The 25,877-nt window shown below is 72.4% G+C and carries 18 protein-coding genes and 1 pseudogene; 8 read left to right on the top strand and 11 right to left on the bottom strand.

The features are described 5' to 3' along the window. Positions 1-136: 136 nt before the first annotated feature. From ACZ5VD_RS11130 to ACZ5VD_RS11120, 3 genes and pseudogenes are all read left to right on the top strand, one after another. Complete coding sequence (locus ACZ5VD_RS11130) at positions 137-844, top strand: ABC transporter ATP-binding protein (protein WP_468682022.1); 708 nt, start codon at positions 137-139, stop codon at positions 842-844. Next, positions 841-3,153, top strand: coding sequence for an ABC transporter permease (locus ACZ5VD_RS11125; protein ID WP_468682020.1), 2,313 nt, complete (start codon positions 841-843; stop codon positions 3,151-3,153). Before ACZ5VD_RS11130 ends, ACZ5VD_RS11125 begins: the two co-directional genes overlap by 4 nt. 43 nt (positions 3,154-3,196) lie before the next feature. Next, positions 3,197-3,844 (top strand): annotated as a pseudogene (locus tag ACZ5VD_RS11120) (alpha/beta hydrolase); the annotation flags it as partial. A 79-nt stretch (positions 3,845-3,923) separates the two neighbouring features. On the opposite strand, the gene ACZ5VD_RS11115 reads toward ACZ5VD_RS11120, so the two are convergent. The 7 genes from ACZ5VD_RS11115 to ACZ5VD_RS11085 form a co-directional block, all read right to left on the bottom strand. Then, entirely contained in the window at positions 3,924-5,186 is a 1,263-nt protein-coding gene (locus ACZ5VD_RS11115) for a glucarate dehydratase family protein (RefSeq protein WP_468682197.1), read from the bottom strand. 2 nt (positions 5,187-5,188) lie between these two features. After that, on the bottom strand, positions 5,189-6,097 hold the full coding sequence (locus tag ACZ5VD_RS11110) for a 5-dehydro-4-deoxyglucarate dehydratase (RefSeq protein ID WP_468682018.1): 909 nt from the start codon (positions 6,095-6,097) through the stop codon (positions 5,189-5,191). 31 nt (positions 6,098-6,128) lie between these two features. Then, the gene (locus ACZ5VD_RS11105; protein ID WP_468549718.1) at positions 6,129-7,070 is read right to left on the bottom strand and encodes a carbohydrate ABC transporter permease; all 942 of its coding nucleotides are present in this window, start codon (positions 7,068-7,070) and stop codon (positions 6,129-6,131) included. Next, positions 7,067-7,978, bottom strand: coding sequence for a carbohydrate ABC transporter permease (locus ACZ5VD_RS11100; protein WP_468549717.1), 912 nt, complete (start codon positions 7,976-7,978; stop codon positions 7,067-7,069). Before ACZ5VD_RS11100 ends, ACZ5VD_RS11105 begins: the two co-directional genes overlap by 4 nt. Next, complete coding sequence (locus tag ACZ5VD_RS11095) at positions 7,975-9,309, bottom strand: ABC transporter substrate-binding protein (RefSeq protein ID WP_468549716.1); 1,335 nt, start codon at positions 9,307-9,309, stop codon at positions 7,975-7,977. Before ACZ5VD_RS11095 ends, ACZ5VD_RS11100 begins: the two co-directional genes overlap by 4 nt. Positions 9,310-9,580: 271 nt before the next feature. Next, positions 9,581-11,752: a hypothetical protein gene (locus ACZ5VD_RS11090; protein ID WP_468682016.1), complete on the bottom strand. Its 2,172-nt coding sequence runs from the start codon at positions 11,750-11,752 to the stop codon at positions 9,581-9,583. A gap of 80 nt (positions 11,753-11,832) precedes the next feature. After that, a complete protein-coding gene (locus ACZ5VD_RS11085) occupies positions 11,833-12,222 on the bottom strand; it encodes a DUF5997 family protein (protein WP_468682014.1) in 390 nt (129 codons plus the stop codon). A gap of 58 nt (positions 12,223-12,280) precedes the next feature. Here ACZ5VD_RS11085 and ACZ5VD_RS11080 point away from each other — a divergent pair, with 58 nt between their 5' ends. After that, positions 12,281-13,060 (top strand): LysR family transcriptional regulator substrate-binding protein, encoded by a 780-nt coding sequence (locus tag ACZ5VD_RS11080; protein ID WP_468549713.1) that lies wholly within the window; start codon positions 12,281-12,283, stop codon positions 13,058-13,060. Positions 13,061-13,137: 77 nt separating this feature from the next. On the opposite strand, the gene ACZ5VD_RS11075 is transcribed toward ACZ5VD_RS11080, so the two are convergent. Further along, positions 13,138-15,942, bottom strand: a complete 2,805-nt coding sequence (locus ACZ5VD_RS11075; protein WP_468549712.1) for a beta-L-arabinofuranosidase domain-containing protein — start codon at positions 15,940-15,942, stop codon at positions 13,138-13,140. A gap of 242 nt (positions 15,943-16,184) precedes the next feature. On the opposite strand from ACZ5VD_RS11075, the gene ACZ5VD_RS11070 reads away from it, so the two are divergent. Both ACZ5VD_RS11070 and ACZ5VD_RS11065 read left to right on the top strand, forming a co-directional pair. Continuing rightward, positions 16,185-18,788, top strand: a complete 2,604-nt coding sequence (locus tag ACZ5VD_RS11070; RefSeq protein WP_468682010.1) for an ATP-binding protein — start codon at positions 16,185-16,187, stop codon at positions 18,786-18,788. Positions 18,789-18,908: 120 nt separating this feature from the next. Further along, positions 18,909-20,330, top strand: coding sequence for an FAD-binding oxidoreductase (locus ACZ5VD_RS11065; protein ID WP_468682009.1), 1,422 nt, complete (start codon positions 18,909-18,911; stop codon positions 20,328-20,330). 48 nt (positions 20,331-20,378) lie between these two features. Here ACZ5VD_RS11065 and ACZ5VD_RS11060 read toward each other — a convergent pair whose 3' ends face one another. Continuing rightward, on the bottom strand, positions 20,379-21,068 hold the full coding sequence (locus ACZ5VD_RS11060) for an HAD family hydrolase (RefSeq protein ID WP_468549709.1): 690 nt from the start codon (positions 21,066-21,068) through the stop codon (positions 20,379-20,381). A 19-nt stretch (positions 21,069-21,087) separates the two neighbouring features. Further along, on the bottom strand, positions 21,088-21,564 hold the full coding sequence (locus ACZ5VD_RS11055; RefSeq protein WP_468549708.1) for an Lrp/AsnC family transcriptional regulator: 477 nt from the start codon (positions 21,562-21,564) through the stop codon (positions 21,088-21,090). Positions 21,565-21,760: 196 nt separating this feature from the next. On the opposite strand from ACZ5VD_RS11055, the gene ACZ5VD_RS11050 reads away from it, so the two are divergent. Continuing rightward, positions 21,761-23,302, top strand: a complete 1,542-nt coding sequence (locus ACZ5VD_RS11050) for an FUSC family protein (RefSeq protein WP_468682007.1) — start codon at positions 21,761-21,763, stop codon at positions 23,300-23,302. 118 nt (positions 23,303-23,420) lie between these two features. Next, positions 23,421-24,470: a lactonase family protein gene (locus ACZ5VD_RS11045; protein ID WP_468682005.1), complete on the top strand. Its 1,050-nt coding sequence runs from the start codon at positions 23,421-23,423 to the stop codon at positions 24,468-24,470. 418 nt (positions 24,471-24,888) lie between these two features. Here ACZ5VD_RS11045 and ACZ5VD_RS11040 read toward each other — a convergent pair whose 3' ends face one another. Then, positions 24,889-25,812, bottom strand: a complete 924-nt coding sequence (locus ACZ5VD_RS11040; protein WP_468549705.1) for a sirohydrochlorin chelatase — start codon at positions 25,810-25,812, stop codon at positions 24,889-24,891. Positions 25,813-25,877: the final 65 nt, after the last annotated feature.

Genomic DNA, 25,877 nt, shown 5'->3' with positions numbered 1-25,877 from the left:
GATGTTCAGGCCGCCGCCCGCTCCGTAGCGTTTTCCGCCTGATCACCGAACCTGATCACCGAACCTTGTCACCGAGCCTTGTCGCTGCGCCCGATCACCGAGGTCGACAGCCAAGCCCGATCATGGAGGAGAGCGCATGACCACCGGGGAAACCAGGGGAGAGGCCGTCGTACGACTCGACGGCGTGCGCAAGGAGTACGGCGAGACGACCGCGCTGGAGGGGGTGTCGCTGGAGATCCGGGCGGGCGAGGCGGTCGCGGTGATGGGGCCCTCGGGGTGCGGCAAGTCCACCCTTCTCAACATGATCGCGGGGCTGGACCGGCCGACCGGCGGCTCGGTCGTCGTACACGGCGAGAACGTGGGGGAGTTGAGCGAGAAAGGCCTCGCCCTGTACCGGCGCCGCCGCATCGGCATGATCTTCCAGTTCTTCAACCTCGTCGACGACCTGTCGGCGCTCGACAACGTGGCGCTGGCCGCGCAGTTGACCGGCACCCCGGCCCGGCAGGCCCGGCGCCGCGCGCTGGAACTCTTCGAGGAACTGGGCATCGCGGACCGCCGTCACGCCTACCCCGCGGTGCTCAGCGGCGGGGAGCGGCAACGTGTCGCCGTGGCAAGGGCGTTGATGAACCGTCCCGCCCTGCTGCTCGCCGACGAGCCGACCGGCGCGCTGGACAGCCGCGCCGGTGAGCAGGTGATGGACCTGCTGCTCGACCTCAACCAGATCGGCCAGACCCTGGTCCTGGTCACCCACGACGAGCACCTCGCCCGGCGCTGCGCCGGCCGGCTCGTCGAGTTCGCCGACGGCCGGGTGACCGGCGAGCACACGCTGGAGCCGTCCGCATGAGGGCGGTGTGGCGGGCCGCCCGGGCGGCGGTACGGCGGCGCCTGCTCCAGACCCTCGTCATCGCCCTGGTCACCCTGACCTCGACGACGGCGATCGTGGTGGCGCTCGGCCTGGTCGACGCGGCCTCCGCGCCCTTCGAGAAGGCCTTCGACCAGCAGCGCGGCCCGCATGTCGTCGCGGCCTTCGACCCGGCGCGGGTCTCGGACGCACAGTTGACCGAGGCCGCCGGGAACCCCGAAGTCGAGGCCGTGGCCGGGCCCTTCGCCCAGGCCGCGCTCGATCTTCCGCGCGGGACCATGGACTTCGGCCTCGGCGCCGACGTCACGGTCGTCGGCCGGGCCGACCCCGGCGGGCCGGTGGACCGGCTCGACCTGTGGGCGGGCCGCTGGGCGACCCGGCCGGGCGAGGTCGTCCTCAACCGGCAGTCCGACTGGACCGCCGACGACCTCGGCAAGACGCTCCGGGTGCCGTCAGGCCCGGACCTCACCGTCGTCGGGTTCGCCTTCGACCTGAGCCGGAGCGCGGACGCCTGGGTCGCGCCCGAACAGATCGGGGCGCTGCGCCCCACGTCCACACAGATGCTGTTCCGCTTCGGCGACGCGGCGTCGAAGGACCGGCTCCGCGCGAACCTGGCCACCGTCACCGACGGGCTGCCCGGTGACGCGCTGACCGCCTCGCAGTCGTATCTCACCCTCAAGGAACAGATCGGCGGCTCGGCCCGCGCCTACACCCCGTACCTGATGGCCTTCGGGCTCCTCGGCGTCGTGGTGGCGGTGCTCATCGTCGCCAACGTGGTCAGCGGCGCGGTCATCTCGGGCTTCAGGCACATCGGCATCCTCAAGGCCCTGGGCTTCACTCCGGGACAGGTGGTAGCCGTCTATCTCACGATGATCTCCGTGCCCGCGGTCGCCGGCTGTGCCCTCGGCACCGCCGCCGGGAACCTGCTGGCGCGCCCGCTCTTCGCGTTCGTGTTCACGGGCCCGGACGCCGGGGTGTTCCACGGCACCGTGGGCATCGCGCCCTGGGTGAACGTCCTCGCCCTGCTCGGCATGCCCGGCGTCTGCCTCCTCGCCGCGCTCGCCCCCGCGGCCCGGGCCCACCGGCTCTCCGCGGCCCGGGCGATCAGCGCGGGCAGCGCCCCGCGGGCCGGACGTGCCCTGGGTGTGCAGCGGCGGCTCGCGGGCAGCGGGCTGCCGCGCTCGCTGAGCCTGGGCGCGGGCCTGCCGTCCGCCCGGCCGGGGCGCAGCGCCCTCACCCTCGCCGCGGTGGTCCTCGGCGTGACCACGGTGACCCTCGCGACCGGCCTGGCCACCTCGATGACCAGGTTCGGCGAGGCGGGCCGGGACGCCTTCCAGGTCACCGTCTACGTGGGCAGGTACCAGCACGGCAAGGAGATCCGGCCCACGCACGACGACCTCGCACTGCAGGCGCTGCTGCGCTCCCTGCCCGGCGCCGACGAGGTCACCGCCAGGTCGGACGTCGAGGTCCACCTGGCGGGCTCCACCCAGGAGGTGATGCTCGAAGGCCGCCGGGGCGACCGGACGCGGCTGGACAGTGTGCTGACCGACGGCCGGTGGACGCGGGGGAGCCGCGAGATCGTCGCCGGCTCGGCCTTCCTGCGCCAGAACGACCTGCGCATCGGCGACCGCGTCCGCCTGGAGAAGGGCGACCGGCACGAGACGCCGGTGATCGTCGGGGAGTTCATGCACAACGACCGCCGGCTCGTCGTCACCGACCAGTCGACCCTGACCGCCCTGGCCCCCGAGGAGAAGCCCATCGCCTACCACGTCGGTCTCCGCGACGGAACGGACCAGGCCGCCTACGTCCGCGCGGTCCGCGCCGCCGACCCCGGGATCAGCCCCGACCCGGTCGGTGCCAACACCGTCACGCAGACCATCGTCGGCTCGGCGTCCGTCCTCACCGCGCTGCTCGCGCTGGTCGCCTCCCTCGGCGTCTTCAACACGGTCGTCCTCAACACCCGCGACCGCCGCCGCGACCTCGGCATGCTCAAGTCCATCGGCATGACACCACGGCAGGTCACGGCGATGACCGTGACCTCGATGGCGGTGCTCGGCGCCCTCGGCACCGTGGTCGGCGTCCCGCTCGGCATGCTCGGCCACCGACTGGTCGTGCCGCGGATGGCGGACGCGGTGGACATCACCCTGCCCGCCTTCATGACGGACGTCTGGCAGGCACCCGCCCTGCTCGCCCTGGCTCCGGCGGGCGTGGTGATCGCGGTCCTGGGCGCCTACCTCCCGGCCCGCAGGGCGGCCCGACTGACGGTCGCGGAGGTGCTGCGCAACGAGTGAGGCGCGCGCGGTCCGGACGCGGACGGCAACGGGCGGGGCCTAACTCTCCGTCGGCGCCGGTGCCGCGGTGGTCTTCCCCGAGTACGACCTCTCGCCCGAGGCCCGCTACCCGGTCGCCGTCGAGCAGAACTACGCGGTCGCCCGGTGGATCGTCACCCAGGGTGCGGCCAAGGATCTGGACGCCACCCGCATCGCCGTGGCCGGCGACTCCGTGGGCGGCAACATGACCGCCGCGCTCACCCTGATGGCCAAGGAACGGGGTGATGTCCCGCTGGTCCAGCAGGTGCTGTTCTATCCGGTCACCGACGCGAGCTTCGACACCGGCTCCTACCACCAATTCGCCGAGGGCTACTTCCTGCGCCGGGACGCCATGCGGTGGTTCTGGGACCAGTACACGACCGACGAGGCGCAGCGGGCCGAGATCACCGCGTCGCCGCTGCGGGCCACCACCGAGCAGCTCATCGGACTGCCGCCCGCACTGGTCATCACGGGCGAGGCCGACGTCCTGCGCGACGAGGGCGAGGCGTACGCGAACAAGCTGCGCGAGGCCGGCGTCCCCGTCACGGCCGTGCGCTACCAGGGCGTCATCCACGACTTCGTGATGCTCAACGCCCTGCGCGAGACACACGCGGCGGAGGCGGCGATCAACCAGGCCGTCGCCACCCTGCGCACGGCGCTGGGCACCGCCTGACAGCGCGGTGGAGCGCCCTCGCCCTCGTCATGTCACAGCGAGGGCGAGGGCGCTCCACCCCTGGTGTACTCGAACTCCCTTACCAGCGAGGCAGTGTGAGCTCGTAGTCCGGCTGGAATCGTCGCATGTAGCCGGTGTCGTCCCGGCCGCGCATCCCGGAGTCCACGTACACCCGGTGCAGCCGCTCCAGGGCGTCGTGGTCGAGCTCCACACCGAGACCGGGCCCGGTGGGAACCGCGACCGCGCCCTCGCGCAGTTCCAGAACGCCCGGGACGATCACGTCGTCGGCCGAGTTCCACGGATAGTGCGTGTCGCAGGAGTGGTCGAGGTTGGGGATGGCGGCGGCCACATGGGTCATCGCCGCGAGGCTGATGCCCAGGTGGGAGTTGGAGTGCATGGACAGGGCGAGCCCGAACGCCTCGCAGACCGCCGCCAGTTCGCGGGTGCGGCGCAGTCCGCCCCAGTAGTGGTGGTCGGTGAGCAGGACCTGGATCGCGTCCTGCTCGATCGCCGGCTTCAGATGCTCCCAGGCGACCACGCACATGTTCGTCGCGAGCGGCATCGCCGCCTCCCGCGCGACCTGGGCCATACCGGCAATGCCCTTGGTCGGGTCCTCCAGGTACTCCAGTACACCGTCCAGCTCACGGGCCACGTACGCCGACGTCTCCACCGTCCAGGCGGTGTTGGGGTCCAGCCGCAACGGCTGCCCGGGGAAGGCCTCCGCCAGCGCCCTGATCGCCGCGATCTCCTCGTCGGGCGGGAACACCCCGCCCTTGAGCTTGAACGAACGGAAGCCGTAACGCTCTTGCATCAGCCGGGCCTGCTCGACGATCCCGGCCGGGTCCAGCGCCGCGCCCCAGTCGTCGGTGATCGCCGCGCGCCCGTCGAGGGCGGGATGCTCGGCCCACTTGTAGAAGAGGTACGCGGCGAACGGCACCGACTCCCGCACCGCCCCACCGAGCAGATCGACGACCGGGCGGCCGAGCAGCTTGCCCTGCGCGTCGAGACAGGCCACCTCGACGGCGGACGTGGTCCAGCCGCGCTCGTGGGAGCTGGGCACGGTCGGCAGCAGGACGGCGTCGATCGCGGCCGAGAGGGCGGTCGTGTCGAACACGTCCAGGCCGACGACGGCCTGCGCCGCCTTCTCCAGTCGTTCCAGGCGGACGGTCCCGCCCGTCGACTCGCCGAGGCCCACCGTGCCGTCCTCCAGGACGAGTTGGAGGATCACGCGGAGGGCCAGCGGCTCGTGGACACCGTTGGAGTTGAGCAGCGGCGGGTCGCGGAAGGCGATCGGGGTGACGATCAGTTCGCGGATACGGGTCTTCTCGGCAGCGGGGGAGATACTCACGCGCCGGTCACCTCCAGTCCGTGGTCGATGAGTGCGGCGAGCCGGGCGACATGCTCGGGCGCCGGATCGACGAGGGGAGCCCGGACGCCGCCCACGTCGAGGCCGCGCAGGGTCACCCCGGCCTTCACCAGCGCCACCGCGTAGCCGGGGACCTCGTCACGCAGCTCCACCAGCGGGCCGTAGAACTCGTCGAGCAGGGTGTTGAGCAGCGGCTCGTCGTTCTCCGCGAGGGCCCGGTGGAAGGCCAGGGCGATCTCCGGGGCGAAGGCGAACACGGCGGAGGAGTACAGGTCGACACCGATCCCGCGATAGGCGGGCGCGGTCATCTCGGCGGTGGGCAGGCCGTTGAAGAACTGGAAGTCCTTCCCGTCCGGCAGGGCGCGCACGGTCCGGACGATGCGGTGCATCCGCTCGATGTCACCGAGCCCGTCCTTGAGACCGACGACCCGCGGCAGCGCGGCGATCCGCGCGGCCGTGGCCTCGGTGAGGCGGGCGGTGCCGCGCTGGTAGAAGACGACCGGCAGGCCGCTCGCGGCGCTGACCTCCTCGACGTAGCGCACCAGGCCCGGCTGCGGGGCGCTGACCAGGTACGGCGGCAGCAGCAGGATGCCGTCGGCGCCGGCGCGTTCCACCCGGGCCGCCTGGTCGCGGGCGACCGGTACGGGACCGCCGGCCGCGGCGAGGACGGGGACCCGCCCCGCGGTCGTCTCGACGGCGATGCGGGTGGCGCGCTCGATCTCCTCGGGCGTCAGCGCGTGGAACTCGCCGGTGCCGCAGGCGACGAACACACCGCCCGCACCGGCCGCGACACCGTTGTCAATGTGCTGGGCGAGCCGTTTCTCGTCCAGCGAACCGTCCTCGGCGAACGGCGTCACCGGGAAGAACAGCACTCCTTGGAACTTCATGTCTCCCTCGTCACGTACGAGTTGTGGGGGGTCAGCTCTTCGTGGCCCCGGCGGCGATGCCGGAGACCAGGGAGCGCTGGAGGAGCAGATAGACGATCAGGCTGGGGACCAGGGCGATGACCGCACCGGCGAGCACCACTCCGGAGCCGACCTCGGGGTCGGTGCGCAGAATGGACAGGGCGACGGTGACCGTGTAGTCCGTGGGGTCCTTGGCGGCGATCAGGGGCAGCAGGTACTGGTCCCAGATCATGACGAAGCCGAGCACACCGGCCACGCCGAGGGCGGGCCGGCACAGCGGCAGGACGATCTGCCAGAGCATCCGGAACTCGCCCACGCCGTCGAGCCGGGCGGCCTCCTCGATCTCGGTCGGGATGTCCTTCATGAACTCGGTCAGGAGCATCACGGAGAAGCCCCAGGCGCCCAGCGGCAGGATCACGCCCCACGCCGTGCCCTTCAGGTCGACGCCCACGACGGGCACATGGCCCAGGACCAGGGACAGCGGGATCGCGATGACCTCCTCGGGGAGCATCATCGTCAGCATGAACAGGGTCAGGATCAGTGCCTGGCCGCGGAACCGGTGCCGGGCCAGCGCGTAGGCGGCGAGCACCGACACCGAGAGCTGGAGCAGCAGTGCGCCGCCCGCGATGACCAGCGAGTTGGTGAAGTAGTCCCAGATCCCGCGCTCGCCCGCGACCTTGAAGTTCTGCAGCGTGCTGTCGTGCGGGAGGAAGGACAGCGACGAGCCGCTGGCGTGCGCGGTGAAGGCGCCGGAGAGGATCGTCAGGAACGGCGCCGCGAAGATCCCGAGCGCGATGGCGCAGAGCAGGATCCTCAGGGCCCAGGAGACCCCGGGCCGGTCGCTCCAGCCGAGTGCGGTGTCGAACCGGGCCGGGGTGGTGCGCCCGGGCTTGGCGGCCCTGGGCGGCGCGGCGGTCGCCGGTGTGCGGACGGGGTCGATGGCGGGTGCGCTCATCGTGCGTCTCCCCTCTTGCGGAAGTAGTTGACCGAGACGGTCAGCAGCAGGGTCACGCAGAGCAGCACCACGGAGGCCGCGGAGGCGCCGCCGATGTCGTTGCGGGTGAAGCCGAGCGTGTAGGCGCGGGTCATCCAGACCTCGGTGGACCCGGCCGGGCCGCCGCCGGTGAGGACGTACACCTCGGTGAACACCCGCAGTCCGCGGATCGCGGCGAGGGTGAGGACGATGCCCAGCGCGGGGCGGATCGCGGGCAGCGTCACGTACCGCAGCCGCTGCCAGAGCGAGACGCCGTCCATCGCGGCGGCCTCGTACAGGGTCCGGTCGACGCCCGCGAGACCGGCGAGGAGGATCACCATGTTGTACGGGGCGAGCATCCAGATGCTCATGACCATCGTCGCCCACAGAGCGGTGTCCGGGTTGTCGAGGAACGGCGTGGGCCCGAGCCCGAGGAAGCTCAGACCGTGGTTGATCAGGCCGTCGGAGGTCGGGTAGTACATCAGCCGCCACATCTCACCGACGACCGCGGTCGCGGTGACGACCGGCAGGAAGACCGCCGTGCGGATGATCTTCAGCGAGCGGGTCTGGCCCTCCAGCAGCAGCGCCAGCACGAAGCCGACGACGATGCCGCCCAGCGACATGCCGATGCCGAGCAGGAGGGTGTGGCCGATCGCGTCCTGGAAGCGGTGGTCGGTCAGGACCCGGGTGTAGTTGTCGAGGCCGACCCACTGGTCGCCGAGGAAGGGCCGTACGTCGAAGAAGCTGAGCCACAGGCCCTTGGCCATGGGCAGGAACTTGAAGACGAGGGCGAGCAGCAGGCCGGGGGCGAGGAACACCCAGGGCAGGACGGCCCTCTTGGTGAGGACCCGGGCTCTGCGCGCCACGGGCGGGGTCACGGTAGCGGTCATTTCAACAGGTCCTGGTCCTTGAGGTCGCCGGCGAGGGTGTCGTTGAGCTCCTTGAGGCTCGATGCGACGTCGCTTCCGCAGTACGTGAAGATCGCGTTGAGGCTGTCCGCGGTGTCCTGCTTGATCGGCGCGAAGTCCGGTGCGTTGGGGAACTGCTCCGAGGCGTCCTCGTACGCCTTCTGCACCACGCTCCAGCGGGCGTCGTCGCGGACCTTCGCGGCGTCGAGCGTGGCGTTGGTGGGGATGCGGACGACGGGCTGGTGGCCGTCGGCGCTGGTCATGGCGATCTTCTGGCCCTCGGCGGAGACGAGGAACGCGGCCAGCGCCTGTTCCTGCGCCGTCTTGCCGGTCCTGGCGCCGAAGTAGACGTTCTCCCCGTCGGCCAGTACGTCGGAGCCGGCCGGGCCGGCGGGGGCGGCGACGACCTCGTACTTGTCCTTGCCGGGCGTCGCGTCGAAGGTGGTGATGTTGTACGGGCCGGTGAGGTACATCCCGGCGTTGCCGTCCTGGAAGTTGGTCGCGGTCGAGGTGACAGCTGTTACGGCGCCGGGCTGGACGACGTTCTTCTTGCCGCAGAAGAGGTTGTCCTTCATCCACGTGACGGTGCGTACGGCGGCCGCGGAGTCCATGGCGGGCCGGTAGCCGCCGTTGCCGTCCGACTCGATGATCTTCGCGCCGCCCTGCCACAGGAGGCTTGAGCCCCACCAGGCGACGTACCCGTTCTGGGCGCTGCCCGGGACGACCATGCCGTAGGTGTCGGCCTTGCCGTTGCCGTCCGGGTCCCCGGTGGCGAACGCCTGGGCGACCTTCAGCATGTCCGCCCAGGTCCTGGGCGCCGCGAGGCCGAGCTTCTTCAGCCAGTCCTTGCGGATCATCAGGGTCTGGGCCTGGCGGGAGTACGGGATGCCGTAGTGCTTGCCGTCGATGCCCACGGTGGACGACCAGGACTTGTCGGTGATCTGGTCGTGGCCCGCGATGGCGTCCTGGTCGATGGCCTTGAGGAGGCCCTGGCTCTGGTAACTGCCCATCAGGGCGGTGTCGTTGATCATGACGTCGGGAAGGTCCTTGGTGGACGCCCGGCTCTGGAGCTGCTGGTCGAAGTTGATGACCGGCTGGTAGTCGATCTTGATGCCGGTCTTCTTGGTGAACGCGGCGAACACGCGGTCGTAGGTGGCGGCGGAGTCCGGATTGCTTCGGGTCCACACCTCCAGCGTGTTCGGGTCGCTGGAACCCGCGTTCCCGGAGCCGGAGCCACAGGCGGCCGTCGCGAACATCAACCCCGCGACGGTCAGTGCGGCGGCACTGCGGTGACTTCGTCGGCGATCGCCCATGGGCACTCTCCGTTCATATCCGTGAACTTACTTCACGAATCTAAATGATCGCCCAAGCTACGAACCGTTTCATCCGTATGTCAATACATGGCTGGAAGATTTCACCGGCGTCACACCGGGCGGGCCCTCACGGGAACACGAACGGCCCCGGTGCGCAGATCTGCGCACCGGGGCCGTCGTCAAGCGAAGGCGAGGAAAGCGAAGGGGCTAATTTCAGGTGAGTTGAGAAGGAAGCCCCTTCATGGCCTCGCCGTGTTCCGAACGGTAGCAGTCACTCGGGGATCAGGTCGCGCAGGTTTTCGAGCGTGATGATCCGGGAGTCCGGGTGCAGCCCCTCGGGGCGCTCCAGGCCGATGTAGGTGACCGGCCCGTCCGGCACGGAGCCGCCGTCCCACAGCGTCGTGGTGGTCACGCCGTCGGCCATCAGCCCGGTCAGGTACCGCACCGTGAGCTGCTCACGCTCGACGATGCCCCGCAGCAGCGTGGCCACCGAGACCCGGTTGCCCTCGACCCGGTTGGAGTCCGGCGTGCCCTTCAGGTACAGGTGCAGCCACTTGGCACGCCACCGGCCGTCCTCGCCCCGCAGGAACGCCAGCGGCAGCGCCACCCGGCCAGGGCCGCGCAGCTCCGACTTCATCCGCACCGTGCGCGCCTCGAACGGGCGGCCCTTCTGCTCGGTGTCCCGCAGCATGAACCCGAAGAACGACTCCTCGACCTCCTCGAAGCCCTCGCCCGCGAAGAGATGGACCTGCGGCACGATGAACGTGCCCCGCACCAGACCGAGCCGCAGGTTGATGAACTCCGAGGCGCCGTCCGGTCCCTCGACGATGTCGCCGGAGTGCTCACCGTCCATGGCGGAGAGGTTCGTGTACGACAGCCAGGACACCGTCTCGTAGTCGGCGCCCAGCATCAGCGCCGACAGGTCGTAGTCCGTCCGCTGCTCACGCTGCTTCCAGTACACGAAGAACCGCAGCAGCTCGCCGTCGACCGGCGAGAGCGAGCCGCGCGGCAGCACACCGAGCCCGGCCGCCGTGGCCCTGCCGCTCAGCGGAAGCGCCACGTCGAGGACGTCCGGGTCGACCAACAGGTGCCCCGGCGCGGGGAGCCGACGGCGCAGCTCCGCGTCCAGCACGGCGATCAGATGCCGCCGCTGCGCCTCGGGCAGAGGCGCCCGCTCCTCGGCGGCGACCCAGGCACGGCCGAGACGGTTGACGAAGACCCGCCGGTCGCCGGACTCGACGGCACGGTTGTGCAGGTGCTCGCGCACCGACAGCGCGACCCGGCCGGCCACCGACGCGGCGACCTCCCGGGCGGCGGCCACGACGGCCTCCCGCTCCTCCTCGGTGCGGGCCGACCGCAGCAGCCGGTCCAGGGCACGGAACAGCCGGCCGGGCGCGGACTTCAGCAGCCCGGCCGCCGCGACCACGTCGTCGCCGGCGAGCAGTTCCTCCACCCGGCTGTCGAACGACCGCGCCTCCCGCTCGCCGCGGGCGACGGCGAACACCTCGGCGGCCCGCGGCCACCGCGGGTACTCGTGCGGGTGCAGCCGCTCACCGAGGCGCTTGAACTGCTCCCGGTGAGCGTGGACGTCGGCGAGCTTGGCCGGGGCCGCGGCGACGACCTCGTCCAGGGCGGCCAGCAGCGCGCGCCGCACCGGCCGCGGCAGCGTCCGGAACCGCGTCGGCTCCTGGAGGGTCACATCGCCGCCCGACAGCGCGCACGCCAGGCGCAGCACGTCGGTGACGGTGTCCAGCAGCAGGCCGGCGCCCACCATGAGCCGCGCCTCGTTGACGACGGCACGGTTCTCCCGGACCGGCACCTCCTCCGGCTGCGGCCCCTGCGCGCAGTGCCCCGCGAGGGCCTTCAGGTCGCCCAGGCCCTCCTCGCCCAGCGGCGTCACACTGCCGGCCAGGGCCAGGTACAGGCCGGTGACCTCGTCCTTGAGCGGGCCGCCGAGATGCAGCACCGTCATCCGGTCGCCCGCCGCCGCGATCAGCTCGTCGTGCGCGGCGAGCATCTCGGCGTAGGTGTGCCGGTAGCGGCCGTACGACGGCAGGGTGAGGAGGTCCACCACGCCCTGGCTCAGCCGGTCGAGCACACCGGCCCGCGCCGTGCCGTCGCCGAGCGCCTCGGCGACGCAGCGCACCCAGTAGTCCAGGGTGTCCGGCACGTCGGCCGGGAAGTCGACGAAGTGGACGTTGTGCCGGACATGGTCGCCGACCAGCTCACGGACCGTGCGCAGGGTGCGCACGGCGGTGTCGAGGACCGTCGCCTCGGACAGCGCCGACAGGTGCTCCAGCAACGGGGCCGACAGCTTGAAACCGACGGACATCAGCGCGGCGTCGAACCGCCGCGCGGCGACGTCACCCCGACCGGCGGGCCCGGTGGGGGAGGGGACGCGGTGGGTGTGCCGTACGACCAGCGGTTCCAGACTCTCGACCATGCCGGGATGGTCGCAGAGCGGCGCACAGCACCGCACCGGAGTTTTCGACCGGTGTTCGAGTCAGGAGCGGTCTGTGGGGGTCAGACGTCCGCGTCGCGCTCGGCGTTCTTCTCCTTGATGCGCACTGCTTCCCTGCGCACCTCGGCCTGGGTGGCGCGCTCCTTCTCCAGCCACTCGGGCCGGTCCTGCTTGAGCGCCTCGACCTGCTCGGTGGTGAGCGCCTCCGTCACCCCGCCGCGTGCCAGGCCGGCGATGGAGACGCCGAGCTTCGCCGCGACGACCGGACGGGGGTGCGGACCGTCGGCCCGCAGCGCCTGCAGCCACGCGGGCGGGTTCGCCTGGAACTCGTTCAGCTCGGGGCGGGTGACGACCCCGTCCTGGAACTCCTGAGGGGTGGCCGGGAGGTACACACCCAGCTTCTTCGCCGCGGTCGCGGGCTTCATCGTCTGGGTGCTCTGGTGCGACTTCATGGTGTCCAGACTATCGACCGCGCGCGGGACGTCCGACCACGGCGGGTAGCCTGGCGTGGTGACAGGCTCGGCAGCATCCCCCTCGTTCCGGCTCGCGTACGTCCCTGGTGTGACCCCCGGCAAGTGGGTGCGGATCTGGCAGGAGCGCCTGCCGGACGTCCCCCTGGAACTCGTCGCCGTGCCGGCCGCCGGGGCAGCCGATCTGTTGCGGGCCGGGGACGCGGACGCGGCACTGGTCCGGCTGCCGGTCGACCGTACGGTCTTCAGCGCGATCCCCCTCTACGCCGAGACGACGGTCGTCCTGGCCCCCAAGGACCACGTCGTCACGGCGGTCGAGGAGGTGTCCGCCGAGGATCTCGCCGACGAGATCCTGCTGCACCCCCTCGACGACGTCCTCGACTGGGAGCGGCCCCCCGGACAGCCCGCTCTCGAACGTCCCGCGACGACCGAGGACGCCGTCGAGCTGGTGGCCGCGGGCATCGGCCTCCTCGCCGTGCCCCAGTCACTGGCCCGCCTGCACCACCGCAAGGACCTCACCTACCGGACCCTCCTCGACGCCCCCGGGTCGGAGGTCGCGCTGGCCTGGCCGGAGGAGGCGACGACCGACCTGGTCGAGGACTTCATCGGCATCGTCCGCGGCCGGACGGTCAACAGCACGCGCGGCCGGACCAGGCCGGAGCCCGAGGCCGGGGAGCGGCGCAAGCGGACCGAGGCGAAGAAGAGCGGTGGCGGCAAGCCGGCCGCGGGCCGGTCGGCGGGGAAGGGCGGCCGCGGCGGAGCCGGTACCGCGGCGGGCACCAAGGGCGCCCGCCGCGGCAAACCACGCCGCCGTTCGTAGCCGCCGGCCGCCCGCCGCCGTTCGCGGCCAGGTAGCCCGCCCGTCGTGGTCCGCGCGGTCCGGCCCCGTCCGGGGCGTCAGGCCGCGTAGGTGGCCCGCTGCGCGGTGGTCACCACCTTGTCGCCGTCGGCCCGGGTGAGCAGCCCCGCGGTCACCCACGCGTTCACCACGGTCCGCACCCGGGACACCAGCGCGTTCTTGGTGCCGAACGGGGCCGCCGCCCAGATCTCGTCCAACAGCGTCGTGCCGTCGGCCTTCGCGGGGTTCGCCACCCCCGAGTCGACGGTGCCGAGGACGACCCGTGGTTCGGAACGCCGGAAGTAGGCGTGCGTCGGGTCCTCCGTCCCCTCGGCGAACGGGGCGAACTCGGTGCCGTTCAGGGTGTGGTGGAGCGGTTTGCCGCTCACCGGCGCGAGCGAGGGCAGCAGGTCGCCGGAGAGGCCGGCGTTGCGGTACAGGCCCAACGAGAGGTAGTCCGTGGCCGTGTTGCGGCCGACGAGGTTGACCGGGCCGTAGAACAGGGTCTGCAACGACGGGTCGTCGAGGGCCTTCTCCACCCGCAGCCGGAAGGGGACGCACACGCGCACGGTGTCACCGGAGCGCCAGGTCCGGGACACGCCGAAGTAGCTCCCGGGAGCCGGAGTGCCGGACACCGCACGCCCGTTGACCGTGACACGGAACCCGGCCGTCGCCCAGGACGGCACGCGCAGCCGCAGCTCGAAGGCCGCGCCGCGGCCGGAGAAGGTCAGGGTGGTCCCCTGCTCCCTCGGGTAGTCGGTGGTCTGGGTGACCGTGACACCCTTCTCCGCCCAGGTCAGCGTGGACGGGCTGTAGAGGTTGACGTAGAGGGCGGTGCCGTCGGCCTTCCTGAAGTACACCGAGTCCTGGTACTTGGTGGCGCTCTCCATACCGGTGCCCTCACAGCAGGTGGTCCCCTGCTTGGGCGTGTAGTCCCGCACATGACCGGGCGTCAGCCCGATGAAGTACGTGACGAGCGGCTTCTCCGCGTCCGCCTTGTCCTGCTTGGAGCCGAGCACCTGGTTGTAGAGCGCCCGCTCGTAGTAGTCCATGTACTTCGGCGACTGCTCGTGGAAGAACAGCATCCGGCTGAGCTTGAGCAGGTTGTACGCGCAGCAGGTCTCGGCGGTCGTCGCGCCGAAGGTGCCCGCGATCACCCCCGAGGCCTTCCAGAACTCCGCGGTGCTGGTGCCGCCGATGCCGTACATGCGTACCGGTACGACCATGCCCCAGAAGTTCCGTGCGGCGGTGAGGTAGCGCTGCTCGCCGGTCGCGTCGTACAGCCGGACCAGGCCGGTGAAGATCGGGATGTGCTGGTTGGCGTGCAGACCGTCGAGGATGTCGGTGTTCGCCGCGCACGCGTCGATGAGCTTGTCGAGGTCGAACAGCCGGGCCAGCGCGAGGTGTTCGGCCTTGCCGGACAGCGCGTGCAGATCGCAGATCGCCTCCACGATGCCACCGAACTCACCACTGGAGAAGATGCCCCACATGCGCTGCAGGGTGGCCGCGGGCAGCTTCGACAGCCGCGCGTACATCCAGTCGCACATGCCCGACGCGAGGTCGAGCGCCCGGGCGTCGTCGGTGGCGGTGTACGCGTCCAGCAGACCCCGCAGGATCTTGTGCGCGGTGTAGTAGGGCGCCCACACCTTCGTGTAGTCGGGGCCGGTCATCGACTCCAGCTGGATGAACTGCGTCTCCGGGTACGCCGCCAGGAACCCGGCGTGGCTGGGCGTGCCCCAGGTGCGGCGCAGGGTGGCGGTCAGACCCCGGCCGGAGGCGTCCGCGAACGTCGACCCCGAGGTCTCGTCGAAGGCGTACGAGGCGAGGTCGCCCCGGCCCGCGGAGGCGTCGGCGGCCCGGGTGTTCTGCAACTGGGTGATCTCGGCGGCGGTCAGGGCCCGCGACCAGACGTTGAACTCGTCGAAGGCGCCCGCGAGGACGGGGTCGCCGGCGTAGTTGGAGCGGCCGAGCCAGTTGTTGGCGAGCGTGCCGAGGGCCGCCGGGGTGAGGGACATCGCCGTGTTCCGCGCCACGGCCGTGCCGTTGACGTACAGCGTGCCCGTGCCGCCCGCGATCGTCACCGCGAGGTGGCTCCACTGGTTCAGCGGCAGCGCGGCGGTCCCGTCGAGACCCTGTTCGCCGCCGGCGCCGCTCGTCGTGACGGCGAAGCGGGGCACGCCGTTCGCGTTGCGGGCCGCCAGGTACAGGTACCGGGTGGTGTCGTTGCCGAAGTCGAAGACCCGGGTCCAGTTCGCGTCGTGCGTGGGCTTCACCCAGGCGGACAGGGTGATCGCCGAGGCGCCGCCGAGTACGCCGGCGGGGAGGTCGACGTACTGGTAGGAGCCGCGCACGTTCTCCGCCGAAGTGCCGAACTTCCCGGCGGAGTTGAGCACGGCCGGGGCGTGGCGCAGCGCCTCGCGCACCTCGGTCAGCGCCTTGACCACGGTCAGGGTCTTGTCGACGAAGACCTGCTCGCCGGTACCGGCGTACGCCTGGGCCAGCATGGTCAGGAAGTGGCCGGTGTAGTGGCCGCGCAGGTTGCCGTTGGCCTCGCCGTCCAGGCCCTCCCAGCCGCCGGGGGCGACCGCGCCGCCGGTGGCGAGACCGGCGTTGGCACGGAAGACCTGGAGCAGCCGGTTCACGTCGTAGCCACGGGCGTGGTCGAGCATCAGTTGCCGTTTGTCGGCGAAGACGCCCTGTCCCAGCTTCACGTCCTCAAGGGCGAACGGCCGTACGGTCCACACGGACGGTTCCTCCGAAACCGCGGCGACGGCACGGCCGGTCGCCGCATACGGGATCGCGGGGGTCAACGCGGCGAGCGCCGCGGCCTGGAACAGGTGCCGTCTGGAGAGGGGCGGTGCCATGGTGTGCGCCTCCACGAAATTCCACGTTCACGGATGATCGAAAGGGCCGACGGGTGCGGGGGCCCACGGGGTAGGTCAGGCGACCGTTCGACTGTTCGTTATCTCGAACGACGTACGGGTGGTCGGGCAGACGATAGGGAGGGGACGGGAGGGCGTCAACGGGTCTGGAGCGTTCAGTTCCGGACGTTCGCAGCCGGTCGCACGCAGGTGACCCGCCCGAGGCGGGTGGCACAATCGGCCCCGTGGATGGGGGGATCCTGGAGCGCGAGCCCGAGCTGGCGCGACTGGCCTCGGCCGCGCGGGAGGCGACGGACGGGGCCGGCTCCGTGCTGCTCGTCTTCGGAGAGGCCGGGATCGGCAAGTCGAGCCTGGTGAAGGCGATGCCGGACCGGCTGCCCGACCAGGCCCGCGTCCTCGTCGGACAGTGCGACGACCTCGCCACACGGCGGCCCCTCGGCCCGTTCCGCGACCTCGTCGGAAGGGTCGGCGCCGGACTCACGCGGGCCGTCCTGGAGGGCGGCGACCGGCACCGCGTCCACGAGGCCCTGCTGGGCGAGCTGGCCACCACACCGCACCCGGCGGTCCTAGTCGTCGAGGACGTCCACTGGGCGGACGAGGCATCCCTGGACGCCCTGCGCTTCCTGGTGCGGCGGATGGAACACCTGCCGGCCCTGCTCGTCCTCACCTACCGCGACGACGAGCTGAGCCGCGAACACCCCCTGCGTCACCTCCTCGGCCAGCTCTCCCGCGCACCGCGGGTCCACCGCCTGCCCCTGGCCAGACTGTCCCTGGACGCCGTACGCACCCTGAGCGCGGCCGGCGGACTCGACCCCGCGCAGGTCTACGAGGTGACCTCGGGCAACCCCTTCTTCGTCGCCGAGGTGGTGGCCGCCCGCGGCACCGGAGCCGTGCCCCCTACGGTCGTCGACGCCGTGCTCGCCAGGCTCCGCGGCCTCGACGGCGCCACCGTGGACGCCCTCGAACAACTCGCCGTCGTGCCCTCGGCGGTGGCACGGCCGCTCATCGACGCGCTGCTCGCGGACGGGGTGGCCGTCCTGGCGGCGGCGGAACAGCGCGGCCTGCTGGCCGTGACGCCGGAACGGGTGGTCTTCCGGCACGAGCTGATCCGCCGGGCCGTCGCCGACTCGCTGCCCGCCGCACGGCGGATCGACCTCAACCGAAGGGTCCTCGCGGCGCTCGTCGCCCGGCCCGGATCCGACGCCGCCCGTATCGTCCACCACGCGGCACAGGCCGGCGACCAGGACGCCATCGTCCGCTACGGGCCCGACGCGGCCCGGGACGCCTCGGGCGCCGGCGCCCACCGGGAGGCCGCCGCCCAACTGCGGCTCGTGCTGCGGCAGCGGCGGCGCCACGCCCCCGCCGACCTGGCCGACCTGCTCGAACGCTACGCCGTGGAGAGCTACACGATCGCCGACTCGGCCGCCGCCGTCGCCGCCCAGCGGGAGGCGGTCGCCCTGCGCCGCTCCCTCGGTGACACCCTGGCCCTCGGCGCCGATCTGCGCTGGCTGTCCCGGATCCACTGGTGGGCCGGGAACGTCGACCAGGCCGAGGAGGCCGCACGCGAGGCCATCGCCGTCCTCGAACACGCCGGAGACGACCGGCTGTTGGCGCTCGCCGTCAGCAACACCGCCCAGCTGCGCATGCTGTCCGACCGGTACCAGGAGGCCGTCACCCACGGGGAACGGGCCATCGCCCTGGCCCGCAAGGTCGACGACGCGGCGATCCTCTCGCACGCCCTGAACAACGTCGGCACCGCCCGCTGGCGCGACGGGGACCCGGGCGGGCGGCGGCAGTTGGAGGAGAGCCTCGACGTGGCGCTCGCCGCGGGCGAGGTCGAGCATGCCTGCCGGTCCTACGCCAACCTCATCTGGAACCTGCTCGACCACCTCCAGTACGACGAGGCCGACACCTTCCTGCCCTCCGCGATGGACCTGGCCGACCGGGCCGAACACCTCGGCTTCCTCACCTACCTGCACGTCGAACTGGCCATGCGCCGACTCGCGGCGGCCGACTGGGAGGATGCCGAGAAACACGCCGAGTTCGGGATGCACGACTTCGTGCCCGCCCGGTGCCCGGCGCTCACCGTCCTCGCCCGGATCCGCATCCGGTGCGGCCGGCCCGGCGCCGACGAACTCCTCACCGAGGCCTGGGAGATCGCCGAACGCACCAGGGAACTCCAGCGCACCGGGCCCGTCGCCGCCGCCCGGGCGGAAGCGGCCTGGCTGCGCGGCGACCTCGACGCCGTGGCCGAGGCGGCCGGCCCCGTCCACGCCCAGGCGCAGCGCCTGCCCGGCTCCCCGTGCCGCTCCGAACTGGGGTACTGGCTCACCAAGGCCGGACACCCGGCACCCCTCGACGACTCGGACCACCCGTACGCGCTCCAGGTCCGCGGAGAGTGGCGGCGGGCCGCCCGGCTCTGGCAGGCGGCGGGCTGCCCCTACGAGCATGCCGCCGCGCTCGCCGAGAGCCCCGAACCCGCCGTCAAACTCACCGCGCTCGCCGCGTTCGACGCCCTGGGCGCCGAGCCGTCGGCCCGGCTGGTCCGCGCCGAACTGCGCCGGCTCGGCGTGCGCCACATCCCCCGCGGCCCGCACGCGGCGACCCGGCGGAACCCCGCCGGCCTCACGGAACGGCAGCTCCAGGTCGTGCGGCTGCTCGCCCAGGGGCTGACCAACGCCGAGATCGCCGCCCGGCTCGTGGTGTCGGTGCGCACGGTCGACAACCACGTACGGGCGGTCCTGGACAAACTCGACGCCCCCAGCCGCCGGCAGGCCGCGGACCGCGCGGCCGAGATGGGCCTGCTGCCCGACCACCGCGAAACGTAGGTAGATCGCGGGCCCGACCTGAGTGACGGGCACGGATGCCCCGCGCACCCCCGAGGACTAGAAACAGGTGAATCGGCCCGATTCCTCGATGTCGGCCCGATTTCGAGACGGGGGAACCGTATGTCCAGCACACCCGCCCAGGCGGCACGCCGTGAACTGACGGGAATGAACGGAGAGTTGATCGGCCCCGACGACACCGGGTACGAGGCGGCCCGCGCCGTCTACAACGCGATGACCGACAAGCGCCCCGCCCTCGTCGCCCGCTGCGCCGACGCGGACGCGGTGGCCCGCGTGATCGGCTTCGCCCGTACGCACGACCTGCCCCTCGCGGTCCGCGGCGGCGGCCACCACGGAGCCGGCCTCGGAACGGTCGACGGGGGAGTGGTCGCCGACCTGTCCCTTCTCAAGGACATCGGCGTCGACCCCGAGGCCCGCACCGTCCGGGTCGGCGGCGGCTGCGTCTGGGGCGAGGTGGACCGGGCCACCCACGCGCACGGCCTGGCCACCCCCAGCGGCATCATCTCCACCACCGGCGTAGGCGGCCTCGCCACCGGCGGCGGCCTCGGCCACCTCACCCGCAAGTGCGGGCTGACCATCGACAACCTCCTGGAGGCCGAGGTCGTCGTGGCCGACGGCCGAAGGGTACGGGCGAGCGCCGACGAGAACAGCGACCTGTTCTGGGCGATCCGGGGCGGCGGCGGCAACTTCGGTGTCGTCACCTCGTTCCTCTTCCGACTGCACGAGATCGGCACGGTCGTCGCCGGGCCGACCTTCTGGCCCGTCGAGATCAGCGCCGAAGTCCTCGCCGCCTACCGGGACTTCCTGCCGACGGCGCCCCGCGAACTCAACGCCTTCTTCCTGCACGGCACCGTCCCGCCCGCCCCGCCGTTCCCCGAGGAGATCCAACTGCGCAAGACGGCCGGCGTGGTCTGGTGCTACACGGGCGCCGACGCCGAGGCCGCCGCCCGGGAGATGGCGCCGCTGCTCGACGCCCTGCCGCAGCCGCTGCTGCACGCCGCCGGCCCCATGCCGCATCCCGAGATGCAGTCCATGTTCGACGGGCTCTATCCGCCCGGCCACCAGTGGTACTGGCGGGCCGACTTCGTCGACGACATCCCGGACGAGGCCGTCGAACTCCACGCCAAGTTCGGTGCCGAGGTACCGACCATGCAGTCGACCATGCACCTCTACCCGATCGACGGCGCGGCCCACGACGTGGGCCCGGACGAGACCCCGTGGGCCTACCGCGACTCCCGCTGGGCGTCCGTCTACGCCGGCGTCGACCCCGACCCGGCCAACGCCGACCTCGTCAGGCGCTGGACCGTCGACTACTTCGACGCCCTGCACCCGTACTCGGCGGGCGGCGCCTACGTGAACATGATGATGGACGAGGGCCAGGAACGCGTCCGGGCCAGCTACCGCGGCAACTACGCCCGCCTGGCCCGCGTCAAGGCCGACCGCGACCCGGACAACATCTTCCGTCTCAACCAGAACATCCTGCCGACGCCGACCCCGAAGCCGCGCCACGCCTCACGGCCCTGAGTACGTCGGCCTGCCCGAGAGTGGGCCACCGGCCGGTCGGACGGCGGGTCATCGGGAGGTGCGCACCAGCCAGTCGTGAGCGGCCCGCGCCGTGAACTCCGCCTGCCCTCCCCGCAGGAGCAGACCGGCGGTGGCGAACTCCGGGTCCTCGGCCTGCGCGGCGACATACGGGAGCGCGATACAGCGCATCCCCGCCGCGTGGGCCGCGGCCACGCCCGGCGTCGCGTCCTCCAGGACCACACAGCCCGCCGGAGCCACGCCGAGCCGACGGGCCGCCTCCAGGAAGACGTCCGGCGCGGGCTTGCCCCGGGCGACCTCGTCGGCCGACACGGAGACGCGCAGATGCGCGTCGAGCCCGGTACCGGCGAGCACCGCCTCGATCGCCGGCGGCGACGAACCCGAGGCCACGATCATCGGCACGCCCTCCGCGGCCAGCAGTTCCACGAACGCGCGCATCTCCGGGTACGCGCGCGTGGAGGTGCGGGCCAGCTCCAGATAGAGCCGGTTCTTGGCGGCGAGGAGTTCCTCGACAGAGGCCGAGAGTCCGTACCGGCCCTTCCAGTCGACGACCGTCTCCAGGGTGCTGATGCCGACGAACCGCTCGTGGTCCGACCAGGTGTAGTCCGGGACGCCGTGCGCGGCCAGCACCCGACGGCCCGCTTCGTAGTAGTTCGGCTCGCTGTCCACGAGCGTTCCGTCCAGATCGAAGATGACCGCGGTGGCCCTGGGACTGCTCATGGTTCCAGGATGTCAAAGGTCATTTCCGGGCCGCCCGCCCGATCGACTCCACCAACGGCAACAGCCGCTGCGGGACCCGTTCGCGCAGCGCCACCTCCGTCCGGGTGCGCACCACCCCCGGCAGGCTGATCAGCTTCTGGATCACGTCCTCCAGGTGCGCGTTGTCCCGCGCCACGACCCGGGTGATCAGATCCCCGCCACCCGTGATCGAGAAGGCCTCGACGATCTCCGGTACGGCGGCCAGCGCGTCACCCACGTCGTCGAGGTGCCCCTGGGTGACCTCGATGTGCACGAACGCGAGCACCGGGTGGCCGAGCGCGGCGGGGGAGAGCGAGGGGGCCGCGCCGGTGATCACGCCGTCCCGCTCCAGCCGGTCCAGGCGAGCCTGGAGCGTGCCCCGGGCGACCCCGAGGAGGCGGGCGTACTCCCGCACGCTCGTACGGGGCTGCTCCAGCAGCAGCCGCAGGATCCGGGTGTCGAGCTCGTCCACGGCCATGGGGCGGGCCTCCTCGTCGCGCATGGTCCGTTGGCCTGCCTATGGCCGAAGCGGAACCGTTCTTCCTGTGCCAATGGCTCACCATTCTAGGGATCACTTGAGCCACGGTGGCCCTTGGTGTTGTGATGGGCCCGTCGATGGCGCTGCGGATCCCGCGGCGCCTTTCTCATGCCGGTGTCCGTGGGGGAGTGCAGCAGTGCTGAAGAGGGTGTTCGTGGCTCCGGACCCGGGACGGACGCGGCTGCGCTTCGCCGCCCGGGCCGTCCTGGGCATCGGCCTGGCCGTCGTCGTCAGCGGTCTCGCCGGGCACTCCCTCGTCGGCGCCGTCACCGGGGGACTGGCCGCGCTCCTCGCCCTGTTCACCGTCACGGACGCCACGGTCCGCGGCCAGGCGGTCACCACCGCGCTGCTGCCCGCCGTCGGCCTGCCCGTGCTCGCCGCCGCGGCCGAACTGCACGACCACCCCGTCGCCCGCGACCTCACCTTCCTCGCCATGGTCGGCGCGGGCGTGTACGCGCGCCGCTGGGGCCCGCGCGGACACAGTCTCGGCGTCTTCGCGTTCATGACCTACTTCGTGGCCCAGTTCCTGCACGCCACCCCGGAGATGCTGCCCGAGCTGTACACCGCGCTCCTGCTGTCCGTGCTCACCGCGGCGGCCGTCCGCTTCGGCCTGTGGTGCTACGAACGACGGCTGCCCCCGGTCCCCGTACCGGCACCGCCCGGCGGCAGCGGCCTGGCCCGCGTGACCACCCGCCAGGCGGTCCAGGCGACCGCCGGCGCGGGCTTCGCCCTCGTCGTCGGCCAGCTGGTCTCGGGCCAGCGCTGGTACTGGGCGGTCGGCGCCACCTGGTGGATCTTCGTCAACACCACCTCGCGCGGCGAGACCCTGGTCCGGGGCTTCCGCCGCGTCCTCGGCACGGTGATCGGCATCGGCCTCGGCCTGCTCCTCGCCGTCCCCCTGCAGGGCGCCGGCCTCCCCACGGCCGTACTCCTCACCGCCTGCGTCTTCGGCATCTTCTACACGGCCGCCGTCTCCTACACCTGGATGATGCTCTGCGTGACCCTCCTCGCGGAGCTCCTCTACGGCCTCCTCGGTGTCCTGGACCCCGCGCTGCTCGCGCTGCGGCTCGCGGAGACCGGGATCGGCGCGCTCGGAGCCGTCCTGGCCGTGCTCTTCGTGCTGCCCGTCACCACCCACACCGTCACCGACGGCTGGATCCAGCGGGCCCTGCGCTGCGTCCACGCCTGCACCGCCGAGGCCGCCGACCGTCTCTCGGGCGCCCCGGACGCCGATCCTGTGTCCCGCGTGACCGAGCTGGAGCAGCTGCTCGGCCGGGTACGGCTCTCCGTCGCCCCGCTGGTCCACCCGCTGAACCCGATGCTCGGGCGCAAGCGGCGGGCCCGTCGGGTGCTCACCCTGCTCGACGACTGCGCTCGCGAGATCCGCGGCCTGGTCGCCGTGGCCGCCGACCCGGAGGCCTCGCACGACGCCCGGCTGGCCGCCGCCTGCTGGCGGGTGGAGGCCGCCGTCGAGGCACTCATCGGCGACGGGGCCGGGGAGGGCGGGCTCGTCGGCGACGGACCCAGGGAGGGCGCGCGCGAGCGTCTCGCCGCGCCCGTCTCCCATCCGCCCGCCGCGGAACCCGCCCTGGCCCATCTGCACGGCCTGGAGCGCGCCCTCGCGGAACTGGCCATGCCCCTGCGGACACCGTCGGGATCGCCGCCGGTCGGTGCCTGAGAGGCGGTCCTGTCGCCGCTTCCGTCGCGGTCCGATAAATCCGGCCGACTTGGTCTAGACCTCAAGTGATCGACTGCTACCGTCACCCCGAACGGCACCGGACCGAGAGGGGACTGCGGTGGCAGACGGGACTGCGGCAGGCGGCGGCAGGCGGCGACAGCGGGCCTTCATCGGATCCTTCACGGCGGCCGGGGGTCCCGGGATCGTGACGGCGGAGGTGGACCCGGCCACCGGTGCGCTCACCCTCCTGGGCAGCCTGGACGGCCTCCCCGACCCCTCCTACCTGGCCCTGGCGCCCGACGGGGACACGCTGTACGCGGTCAGCGAGACGGCCGGGGGCGCGGTGGCCGCGTACCGCGTCGGGGGCGAACGGCCCGAGGCGGCCGGCCCGCCCGTGCGGGTCGGCGGTGACGGGCCCACCCACCTCAGCGTGCACGCCGGCCACGTCCTCACCGCCAACTACGGCTCCGGCAGCGTCACCGCCGTGCCCGTCCGCCCCGACGGCTCCCTCGCCGGCGCCCCGTCCGGCGTGCTCCACCACACCGGCTCCGGCCCGCACACGCCCCGCCAGCAGGGCCCGCACGCCCACCAGGTGCAGCCCGACCCGAGCGGGCGCTGGGCCGTCAGTGTCGACCTTGGCACCGACTCCGTGCGCGTGTGCACCCTGACCGACGGCACGCCGGTCCTCCACCGCGAGACGGCCCTGCGACCCGGCTCGGGACCGCGCCACCTGGCCTTTCACCCCGACGGCCCGTACGCCTACGTCGTCAACGAACTCACCCCGACCGTTACCGTGTGCCGCTGGGAGGCCGCGGACGGCACGCTGAGGCCGCTGGCCGTGACGCCGGTCCTGCCCGGCCCGCCGGCCGGCGACGCCTACCCGTCGGGCATCGCCGTCGCGCCCGACGGCCGCTTCGTGTGGACCGCCACCCGGGGCGAGGACGTCCTGTCCACCTTCGCCGTCGAGGGCGACGGGCTGCGACTGATCGGCACCGTGCCCTGCGGCGGCCGCTGGCCACGCGCCATCACCGTGTCGGGCGGCTTCCTGTACGCCGCGAACGAGCGCTCCGGCGACGTCTCCTGGTTCACCCTGGACCCGGCCACCGGCCTGCCCCACCACAGCGGCTCGATCAAGATCCCGGCGGCCTCCTGCGTGGTCGTCGGCTGAGCCGCGGCAGAGACGGGGACCCATGGCGCGGGGGCTCGCGCCATGACCGAGCGGGGATCCGTGCCGGGGCCTTTCGGGTGCCTGGTGCCGGCTGGGCCGGGCTCCTTGTGGAGGCAGGGCCGGGAGCTCGCGCGAGGCTGGGAGGAACCTGCGCCGAGGCCTCTCGGGTGCTCGGTACCGGCTGGGTCCGGGAGGCCGGCCGGGAGGCTCGCTCCGGGGCTGGGCGGGGATCCGTGCTGCGGTCGCTCGGGTTCCCTGCGCCTGTCGAGTCGGGGTCCCGTGTCAGGGCTGAGCAGGGCCGACGCGCCGGTCGCTCGGGTGCTGCGTATCGTCCGCCGGGTGGCTCCGGACATGGCGAGGGCCCGCTCCCCGTGGGTGGAGCGGGCCCTTCGCCGTACGAAACGTGTCGCGGTGCGCGTCAGCGGACCGGCGCGCCCTGCGGCTGCGGAGGGGCGATGCCCAGCGCGGTCGTGTACTTGGCCAGCGCGAGCTTGCCGATGGCCGGGTAGGGGCCGAGCGGTTCGGCGGCGGAGCAGCCCGCCTCCTTGGCCGCCTCCGCGACCAGACCGGGGTCGATCTCCGGCCCTATCAGGTACGGCGCCAGCGCGAGCTGCTGCGAGCCCGAGGACCGCAACTGCTCGGCCACCGACGCGATCGAACCCTCCTGGTCCAGCGCCGCGGCCATCACCGGCACGGCCAGACGCGCGGCGAGCAGCATGCCCGTGATCCCGGCGGCCTGCACGGCCTCCTCGCCGCCCACCGAGGCCAGGATGATGCCGTCCGCGGCGGTCGCCACGGTGAACAGTCGGGCGCGGTCGGCGCGGGCCAGCCCGGCCTCCGACAGCCGCACGTGCAGCGCCTCGGCGAGCAGCGGGTGCGGGCCCAGCACATCGGTCAGGTCGGCCGCGATCCGGCTGTCCATCACGGCCTGGCGGATCCGGCGCAGCAGCGCGCCGTCCGGGCCGGCGAGCAGCGGCACGACGACGGCCACGGGGCCGTCCGGCTCCTTGACGTCCAGGCCGGCTGCCTTGGCCTGCTCATAACGGGCGGCACGCTCCTCGGCGCCGTGCACCAGCACCGCCTGCAGCGTGGGGAACTCCGCGTCGTCCCCGTCGAGGTACCCGATCCGGGCGTCGAGGCCGGGAAGCTCGGAGCGGGCGATGCTCACGACCTCGTCGGCGAGACTGCGCGTGGCAGCGCCCGGTGTACCCGGCACCGCGAGGACGAGCGCGGGCGCGCCCTCGGGAGCCGCCAGCGGTTCGGGTCGGCGGTGCCGCCCGGGCTGGCGAGGTCGCGGCATTCGTACTGGCAGGCCGGACGCGGGCCCAGTGGGGGAGCTCATGGCGTCGCATGTTACTGGCTTCCTGGGTTCCCCTGTTCGGGGAGGGGGCAGGTGAGCGGTATCCG

This window comes from Streptomyces sp. NPDC032822, assembly GCF_055578825.1.
The sequence above is the reverse complement of the archived record's forward strand: the minus strand, read 5'-3'. Positions and strand labels throughout refer to the sequence as shown.

Excerpts from the sequence above, each read along its gene's own strand:
- ACZ5VD_RS11100 (WP_468549717.1), bottom strand. The coding sequence starts at position 7,978 with ATGACCGCTACCGTGACCCCGCCCGTGGCGCGCAGAGCCCGGGTCCTC.
- ACZ5VD_RS11055 (WP_468549708.1), bottom strand. The coding sequence starts at position 21,564 with ATGGCCGTGGACGAGCTCGACACCCGGATCCTGCGGCTGCTGCTGGAG.
- ACZ5VD_RS11095 (WP_468549716.1), bottom strand. The coding sequence starts at position 9,309 with ATGGGCGATCGCCGACGAAGTCACCGCAGTGCCGCCGCACTGACCGTC.
- ACZ5VD_RS11085 (WP_468682014.1), bottom strand. The coding sequence starts at position 12,222 with ATGAAGTCGCACCAGAGCACCCAGACGATGAAGCCCGCGACCGCGGCG.
- ACZ5VD_RS11040 (WP_468549705.1), bottom strand. The coding sequence starts at position 25,812 with ATGAGCTCCCCCACTGGGCCCGCGTCCGGCCTGCCAGTACGAATGCCG.
- ACZ5VD_RS11105 (WP_468549718.1), bottom strand. The coding sequence starts at position 7,070 with ATGAGCGCACCCGCCATCGACCCCGTCCGCACACCGGCGACCGCCGCG.
- ACZ5VD_RS11065 (WP_468682009.1), top strand. The coding sequence starts at position 18,909 with ATGTCCAGCACACCCGCCCAGGCGGCACGCCGTGAACTGACGGGAATG.
- ACZ5VD_RS11125 (WP_468682020.1), top strand. The coding sequence starts at position 841 with ATGAGGGCGGTGTGGCGGGCCGCCCGGGCGGCGGTACGGCGGCGCCTG.
- ACZ5VD_RS11075 (WP_468549712.1), bottom strand. The coding sequence starts at position 15,942 with ATGGCACCGCCCCTCTCCAGACGGCACCTGTTCCAGGCCGCGGCGCTC.
- ACZ5VD_RS11060 (WP_468549709.1), bottom strand. The coding sequence starts at position 21,068 with ATGAGCAGTCCCAGGGCCACCGCGGTCATCTTCGATCTGGACGGAACG.
- ACZ5VD_RS11110 (WP_468682018.1), bottom strand. The coding sequence starts at position 6,097 with ATGAAGTTCCAAGGAGTGCTGTTCTTCCCGGTGACGCCGTTCGCCGAG.
- ACZ5VD_RS11090 (WP_468682016.1), bottom strand. The coding sequence starts at position 11,752 with ATGGTCGAGAGTCTGGAACCGCTGGTCGTACGGCACACCCACCGCGTC.
- ACZ5VD_RS11130 (WP_468682022.1), top strand. The coding sequence starts at position 137 with ATGACCACCGGGGAAACCAGGGGAGAGGCCGTCGTACGACTCGACGGC.